The organism is Paenibacillus sp. MAEPY2 (assembly GCF_000499205.1).
GTDB lineage: Bacteria > Bacillota > Bacilli > Paenibacillales > Paenibacillaceae > Paenibacillus > Paenibacillus vandeheii.
Genome location: NZ_AWUK01000076.1, coordinates 1 through 8160 on the forward strand (window position 1 = coordinate 1; position 8160 = coordinate 8160).

Genomic DNA, 8160 nt, shown 5'->3' on the forward strand with positions numbered 1-8160 from the left:
GAGGTTTTTTCTTTCATGACTGATACAGAAAAAGCAATCGTTATGCAATCTGTTAAACTGCTTAATGAGAGTATGTTAAAATCGAAAATGTGCTGTACGTCAGTGGGGTAATGAGCATTATTACCCCGTTACATTTCTCTAATACTTGTAGGTTGCAAATATATTTAACTAACTACTGGAGGTCATTTGAAATGAAAAACATTGAATTTAAACCAGTCGAGTCCTGTTGTGAACCTACGCTCATGGAAAAGCAGATCTCTCTTCAAGATCCTGTACACCAAGGAGAGCTATCTCATTTACCTGTAGCCATCATTGGTGCTGGGCCTATTGGTCTGGCAGCAGCGGCACATCTGATTGAAGCTGGCCAATCATTTATCATTTTTGAGGCGGGGAGTAAAGTAGGTGAGAATATCTCCAAGTGGGGCCATGTTCGTCTATTTTCGCCATGGCAGTATAACCTAGATAAAGCAGCAGAAAGGTTGTTGACGAAGAATGGGTGGATTGCCCCATCTCCAGACGAATTACCGACGGGACATGAGCTGCGTGATCAGTATTTACGACCACTCGCTGAGTTACCCGAGATAAACTCCGATCTTCATTTGAATACACGTGTTGTTGGGATCAGTCGCAAAAATACAGATAAAATGAAAACACCCGGTAGAGAACAACAACCTTTTGTCATCTATGTAGAAGAAAAAGGCAAGGCCAAACAATATGAGGCGAGAGCTGTCATTGACGCTTCGGGAACCTGGGGAAAAGCAAATCCGGTGCTTTCAAGCGGAGTACTGACTTCTCAGGAGCAATCTCTTCATAAACAGATATTCTATGGTATACCGGATGTACTTGGGGCCGATCAAGTGCGCTATACGGGTAAACATATTGCTGTCGTAGGTGGCGGCCATTCAGCCTTAAATACCTTACTTGATTTAGCTAAACTGCAAGAAACGAATGCTCATACCAAACTGACCTGGATTATGCGAAGAGATCAAGTAGAGGAAGCTTATGGTGGAGAAGCGAATGATCAACTGGAAGCTAGGGGGGAATTAGGCAGTCGCATGCATGAATTGGTGGATTCCGGAAAGGTTAGTGTGGTCACCCCGTTCCACATTCAGGAGTTGAAGCAAGATGGGGAGAGAATCACTATTAGTGGAGAGCAGCTTGGGGAAAGCCGCGAACTGCAGCACATGGATGAAATCATTGTGAATGCAGGAAGCCGACCTGACTTTTCCTTTCTTGGCGAACTACGTTTGAGCATTGACCAGGCAACAGAAAGTGTGGAAGCGTTGGCTCCGCTAATCGATCCGAACATTCATAGTTGCGGTACCGTTCGACCTCATGGGGAAAAGGAATTGCGTCATACAGAACCAGGCCTGTATATTGTGGGTATGAAAAGTTATGGCCGTGCACCGACCTTCCTGATGGCCACAGGTTACGAACAAGTTCGATCTGTAGTTGCTTTTCTGGCGGGTGATCTGGAGGCTGCTGCAAAAGTAGAACTCGATCTGCCTGAAACAGGGGTATGCAGTGTCAGTCGTCCACAAGCAAAGCAAGTGCAAGCCACCGGTGATTGCAGTTCCTCTTGTTCTAATGAAGGATGATATGAGTTGAAATTTCAAAAAAGGTACGTTAACAACCTATTTGTTAACGTACCTTTTTATATTCTTCTTGAATTTTCCTACTTCCGTCAAGATTATTATGGCTCGATCTACTTCTTCAAACGGTAATTATGTTGATATGGTTATCTTTTAGCCACCCAATCAGGATTGCTGAAAACCAGCCCTTTGTAAAATTTCTGTAAAACCATTTGCTTTAGGTAAATTGAGTATTACAATATAAGCATAGGCTTATATTTGTCTGAAATAGAGTTTTTTATCGACACTTAAGTATCTCAAGAAGATTGATTATAGTCTACGGAAGAAGGTGTGATTTTGCTTATGGAATGGATGGACTTTGTACCAAAACAAATTTTAGTTATTCATCATAATCCAATGATGATCAGCTTATTGCAATTCGGTTTATCCAAGCAAGGATACCACGTCAAAAACTTTGAAGATAGACACTATACAGATTCGAGTCATCTGGATCTGATTATTTTAGATTCGAAGCAAGCCAAGGAGAGGGATATTCTTTTGACAATACAGTCTTTTCGACATACGCCACCAATTCTCTTGCTTGCTGAGACGCCCGTTGATGATGAAAGAAATGAAGCTGGAGAAGGTTTAGATTTTGTTAAGGAAAATCTTAACGTTCCTTTTGAATTTGAGGAATTGAACTTGAAACTAAAGTTGATTTGGGCCAAGTACAGAATGAAGATTCGACCTTATGACTGGCAAGTATCTGTTCAACATAAAGCATTTAAGTTAAATGAAATTGAAATTTATCTCGATTGTATGGAGATACGTTTGGGGCATGTTCGTCAGGCACTACGCAAGGCAGAAATTTATCTATTAATGCAACTTCTTCAACGGCCAGAGCAGTATACATCGGCTGAACAGCTAAAACTTTTGCTAGCGAAAGACATTGTACTGGACCGGAGGCGTGTTGAGTATTACGTGAATGAACTGCGGCGGAAGATAGAGATATTTGATGATTTGATTCATATTCAAACCAAACGAAACTTTGGATATTGCTTGCAATTTAAAGGAGTGAGTTAATGAAACAGCCCAAACGAATATTTTTCTGGTGTACACATAATCGTTGTCGAAGTCAGCTCGCGGCTTCGTATACTTCTTTCTATGCGGACAAACAGGTGCAGGTAGATAGCGGCGGCATAGATCCGAGGCCTGTTCATCCACTTACCATTCAAGTTCTTCAGGAAGAACATGTACCTTGTCATGAAGAGTCGGGCAAGCTCCTCAATATGATTTCATTTGTAGATTCCGACGTTATTATTATACTGTGCGATGAGACCAGAGAGGCCTGTCCCGTAATCCCTTTTGGTCTGGATTACCGAGTATGGCCGATTACCGATCCACTCGCTGTAAATAATCCTACGATCCTTGCTGTTCGTCAAACTAGAGAAGAGATCAAAATGTACGTGAGGGAATTGCTAAACGAATATGGATTACTCCGGACTTTTTGAATCCAAAACGATTGTGGCTAAACCTTTTACACAGATTTAACACAAAAGGAGAATTCATTTAATCATATAAACTAATAATGATATGTGTATATAAACATTAAATTTTAGGAGCGATGGGGATCATGAAAAAGGGAAAATGGTTTTATATGCTGTTGGTGCTGGTAGGAGCACTATCTTTGTCAGCATGCGCAGGGGGTACAGCTAGTACAGGTAGTAACGAGAGTTCAGGGAATGGACAAACCGCTACATCAGAAGAACAAGGCACCTCGGAAAAATTGACAGGAACGGTGGATATTGACGGATCAAGTACGGTATATCCCGTTACTGAGGCGGTAGCTGAAGAGTTTGGTAAAGAACATGGAGATGTCCGTGTCACCGTTGGTGTTTCAGGTACAGGAGGCGGGTTTAAACGATTTGCTAACGGAGAGACGGCGATTAATAATGCATCCCGTCCAATTAAACCGGAAGAAGCCGAAAATGCGAAAGCAAATGGCGTAGAGTATCTGGAACTTGAAGTTGCATATGATGGTCTTTCCGTCTTGGTCAATCCCGAGAATGACTGGGTCGATCATCTGACTGTAGAAGAGTTGCACAGCATCTTCAAACCTGGAAGTACAGTCATGAAATGGAGTGACGTACGCAGTGAATGGCCAAATGAGAATATTAAAATCTACTCACCAGGTGCCGATTCAGGAACATTTGACTACTTCACAGAAACGGTAAACGAGGAAGCGCAGCAAAGCCGGAACGATGCGCAAGTTACATTCAGTGAAGATGATAATACACTGGTTCAAGGTGTGGCAGGTGAGAAGTATTCCCTTGGGTATTTCGGATTTGCTTACTATGAAGAGAATCAGGACAAGTTGAAGGTGGTTCCCATTGATGGAGGAAACGGTCCAATTACACCTACACACGAAACGATTAATGATGGGACCTATGCACCTCTATCCAGACCGCTTTATATTTATGTGAACAAACAAAAGCTGGAAAATCCTGAAGTTATGGCATTTGTTGAATACTACTTGACGAATGCTGCTGAATTGTCAGAAGAGGTCGGCTATATTCGTTTGCCAGAAGAAATGTATAAGGAAGATTTGGAGAAGTTAAAGTAACCGCGTAAACCTTAACGTGTGTGATGCTTCTTGGGGACCAAGAGGCGTCACACACGCTTTAGTTTTTAATGAGGAGAGCTGATATGAACACAATACCCCAAGGAAATCATCCTTTTCGCTCTAACCAGGTGCGATACGCAGATTATGTGATGCCTTTCCTTTTATTCTTATGTGCATTGGTGTCCATCCTTACAACAATAGGCATCGTATACACACTCGTTTCAGAATCCATTGCATTCTTCAAGCAGGTGCCGATTCTTGAATTTTTAACAGGTACGACTTGGGCGCCGTTAATTCAGCCAGTAAGCTTTGGGGTAGTTCCGTTAATGTTTGGAACATTGATGGTCACGCTAATTGCTTGTTGTATTGCCATCCCTGTAGGGCTGGCAACAGCCATTTATTTGAGTGAATATGCAACACTGCGAGTACGAAACATCGTGAAACCTGTGCTAGAGGTTTTGGCCGGAGTTCCAACCATCGTTTATGGATATTTTGCCTTAAGCTTTATTACCCCTGTCATTCAAACGCTTATTCCCGGAACGAGTCTGTTTAATGCCCTAAGTGCAGGAATTGCCGTTGGCGTGATGATCATTCCTATGGTTTCATCACTCAGCGAAGATGCCATGAGAGCTGTGCCCAGCAGTTTGCGATACGGGGCTTATGCGCTGGGGGCAACACGATTTGAAGTGGCTGTACAAGTTGTTCTTCCTGCAGCATTATCCGGAATTATCTCTTCATTTGTTCTTGCCTTTTCTCGTGCTATAGGAGAGACCATGATTGTAACTGTTGCAGCAGGTGCGACTCCTCAGCTTACGGCGAACCCACTTGATAGTATTCAAACCATGACAGCTTACATCGTGCAAGTGAGTTTGGGTGATACTCCGCATGGATCACTAGCGTATGGATCTATTTTTGCTGTAGGTCTTACGTTGTTTGTAATCACGCTTATCTTAAATATCATTGCTGCGGCTGTATCGAAAAGATATAGGGAGGTCTACTAAATGCCTGAAACGGTTGTGAAGCAGAACATCCAGAGTACAGAAACAAAACAGGTTCAGGCCAGAAAAAAAAGAGACGGTTGGATGAAAATTTTGTTTCTGGCGGCGACGTCCGTCGGGGTACTTGCACTTATGCTTCTTATTATCGATATTATGATTGACGGAGTTGCTACATTTACTCCTGAGTTATTTACCAATTACCCTTCTCGCAGGGCAGAGGGGTCTGGCTTGAAGTCAGCCCTCGTTGGAACGCTCTATATGGTCTGTATCATGGCTCCAATTTCATTTCTTATTGGTGTCGGAGCAGCTATATTTTTGGAAGAGTACGCAAAGAAAAACAGGCTGACTAGACTAATACAGCTTAATATTAGTACACTTGCCGGAGTTCCATCCATTGTCTATGGTATCCTGGGACTCACCATTTTTGTGAGAGGATTAAACCTGGAGCGAAGTCTGATATCCGGGGCATTAACCATGACACTGCTTGTCCTTCCGGTGATTATCGTGTCTGCACAAGAAGCGATAAAAGCCGTTCCAGGTTCCCGCAGAGATGCTTCTTTTGCACTGGGAGCCAGCAAATGGCAGACCGTACAACGTTCTGTCCTTCCGTCCGCTTTTCCAGGGATCTTGACGGGGATCATTTTGGCAGTGTCCAGAGCAATCGGAGAAACGGCTCCTCTGGTGATGATTGGAGCTTTAACCTATGTAGCCTTTTTACCTAGTAATCTGATGGACCAATTTACGGTGCTTCCTATACAGGTATACAACTGGATATCCAAACCGCAGACTTCGTTTCACGATTTAGCCGCGAGTGGTATTATTGTTCTGCTCATTCTGCTGCTTACACTTAATCTGATTGCCGTTGTATTGAGAAATAAATATCAGAAAAACCTGTAATTTTAAGGAGACATATTGTATGAACGCCATTCAAATTCAAGACTTGAGTGTATTTTATGGACAGCAACAGGCTGTGAAAAATATTAGTCTAGATGTACCTGAACATTCCATTACTGCGTTTATTGGTCCTTCGGGCTGTGGAAAATCAACACTTCTTCGAACCATTAACCGGATGAATGATCGTATCGATGGGGTGCGAATTGAAGGAAATATTCGCATTATGGGGCATGCTATCTATGATGATCAAGTGCGTGTGGAACTACTCCGAAAAAAAGTGGGAATGGTGTTTCAGCAGCCTAATCCGTTTCCCAAATCAATCTATGATAATATCGCTTATGGTCCTCGGTTACACGGCATTACCCGCAAACCCGAGTTGAATGATATTGTGGAGAAGAGTCTGAAAGCAGCGGTTTTATGGGACGAAGTGAAAGACCTGCTAAAAAAATCCGCTCTGCAGCTTTCAGGAGGACAACAGCAGCGCTTATGTATCGCCCGAGCTCTGGCGATGAATCCTGAAATTTTGCTGATGGATGAGTCTACTGCTGCATTAGATCCGTTATCCACCCTTAAAATTGAAGAACTCGTTAAAGAACTTCGACAATCCTATACGATTGTGATGGTGACTCACAACTTGCATCAAGCTGCAAGGATTTCAGATCATTGTGCCTTTTTTCTGGATGGAGAACTGATTGAATACGACGACACAAGCCAAATATTTAGTAACCCGAAAAATCCAAAAACGGAGAATTATGTTGCAGGTCGTTTTGGTTGAAGGTTATGTTCACGAAAGAAGCATTACACTGACTTCCTTGATTTCAACATATCCTTGCTTTAGAATATAAATATAAACTTATATATCAGTTAGGATTGTTGAACGCAGGGAAGGATGAACGCAAATGGAATCTATTGAACAAATTTCAGATAAGTTAAAGTTGCTTGGAGATAAAACCCGTCTGACCATGCTCATTCTCTTAAGAGAGAAAGAATGGTGTGTATGTGATTTTGTTGAAGTACTTGATATGTCTCAACCCGGAATTAGCCAACATTTACGCAAATTAAAGTCTCAGGGGATTGTTAGCGAAACACGCCGGGGGCAGTGGGTATACTATTCCTTAGATGTAGAAGATAAGCCATATATTAAAGCGGTGCTCGATCAGATGCCAGATCAGGAAACTGTGCTGCTGTCTTTGGGGAAAAAAGGAGTCGGTTCCCAGTGTTAAGGGAGGCTGAATACTCAACCGAATAAAACGGTGTGCGTGGACTCTTTATACCATGGAGTCGACGCACACTTTTTTTACGGTAAAGGGTTGATACAATTAAATAACTATATTATAATATAATTATTCGATTATATACCGTCTGGAAGGAGGAATTCAATTGAAGACCATACATGAAGCGGCAGACAAACTAAAGCTCTTGGGAGACAAAACCCGTTTAACCATGTTGACGCTCCTTAAAGATCGGGATTGGTGTGTTTGCGAATTTGTTGATGTCTTGGATATTTCTCAACCGGGGATTAGTCAGCATTTACGTAAATTAAAGGATCAAGGGATGGTTAAGGAAAATAAACGAGGACAGTGGGTCTACTATTCTTTAAATGTGGATGATACACCTTATATCAAAACCGTTCTGGACGCCATGCCTCATTCCCAAAACATTCTCCGGACTCTGAACAAGGTGGACGTACCTCGCATTTGTAGTTGAACTTTTGATCATTATATAAGTACATCATTATATAATAATTGAATGACATGAAGGTATGAGGAGAATGTTATTAGCTATACTGCACTTGATTAGAGGAGGTAGAACTTGTGTTTTCTGTCGTCATGGCCTGCATTATCTTTTTAATTACGTTAGTCCTCGTCATCTGGCAACCTAAAAACCTGTCCATTGGTTGGTCTGCTTGCGGCGGAGCAATTCTTGCTTTACTTGTGGGTGTGGTCAATCTCCAAGACGTCTGGGATGTGACGCAAATCGTTTGGAATGCCACGCTTGCGTTTGTAGCGATCATTCTGATTTCGTTAATTCTGGATCGTATCGGATTTTTCGAGTGGGCTGCCTTACATATGGC

General features: G+C 42.3%; 10 protein-coding genes. All 10 read left to right on the top strand.

The window, feature by feature from the left end; translation table 11 throughout:
- Positions 1 to 191 precede the first annotated feature (191 nt).
- On the top strand, positions 192 to 1598 hold the full coding sequence (locus P364_RS0134020; RefSeq protein WP_024634422.1) for an NAD(P)-binding domain-containing protein: 1407 nt from the start codon (positions 192 to 194) through the stop codon (positions 1596 to 1598).
- A gap of 336 nt (positions 1599 to 1934) precedes the next feature.
- A complete protein-coding gene (locus P364_RS0134025; protein WP_152532790.1) occupies positions 1935 to 2654 on the top strand; it encodes a winged helix-turn-helix domain-containing protein in 720 nt (239 codons plus the stop codon).
- Positions 2654 to 3082 (top strand): arsenate reductase/protein-tyrosine-phosphatase family protein, encoded by a 429-nt coding sequence (locus tag P364_RS0134030; RefSeq protein WP_024634424.1) that lies wholly within the window; start codon positions 2654 to 2656, stop codon positions 3080 to 3082. Before P364_RS0134025 ends, P364_RS0134030 begins: the two co-directional genes overlap by 1 nt.
- 122 nt (positions 3083 to 3204) lie before the next feature.
- Positions 3205 to 4194 carry a PstS family phosphate ABC transporter substrate-binding protein gene (locus P364_RS0134035; RefSeq protein WP_024634425.1) on the top strand — a complete coding sequence of 330 codons (990 nt, stop codon included), beginning with the start codon at positions 3205 to 3207 and terminating at the stop codon, positions 4192 to 4194.
- An 83-nt stretch (positions 4195 to 4277) separates the two neighbouring features.
- Complete coding sequence (gene pstC / locus P364_RS0134040; protein ID WP_024634426.1) at positions 4278 to 5195, top strand: phosphate ABC transporter permease subunit PstC; 918 nt, start codon at positions 4278 to 4280, stop codon at positions 5193 to 5195.
- Positions 5196 to 6089 carry a phosphate ABC transporter permease PstA gene (gene pstA / locus P364_RS0134045; RefSeq protein ID WP_024634427.1) on the top strand — a complete coding sequence of 298 codons (894 nt, stop codon included), beginning with the start codon at positions 5196 to 5198 and terminating at the stop codon, positions 6087 to 6089.
- Between the two features lie 19 nt (positions 6090 to 6108).
- Entirely contained in the window at positions 6109 to 6861 is a 753-nt protein-coding gene (gene pstB / locus P364_RS0134050) for a phosphate ABC transporter ATP-binding protein PstB (protein WP_024634428.1), read from the top strand.
- Positions 6862 to 6985: 124 nt separating this feature from the next.
- Positions 6986 to 7309, top strand: coding sequence for an ArsR/SmtB family transcription factor (locus tag P364_RS0134055; protein WP_024634429.1), 324 nt, complete (start codon positions 6986 to 6988; stop codon positions 7307 to 7309).
- A gap of 157 nt (positions 7310 to 7466) precedes the next feature.
- Positions 7467 to 7793, top strand: coding sequence for an ArsR/SmtB family transcription factor (locus P364_RS0134060; protein WP_024634430.1), 327 nt, complete (start codon positions 7467 to 7469; stop codon positions 7791 to 7793).
- 122 nt (positions 7794 to 7915) lie between these two features.
- On the top strand, positions 7916 to 8160 hold a 245-nt coding region (locus P364_RS0134065), incomplete at its 3' end, for an ArsB/NhaD family transporter (protein WP_268870932.1).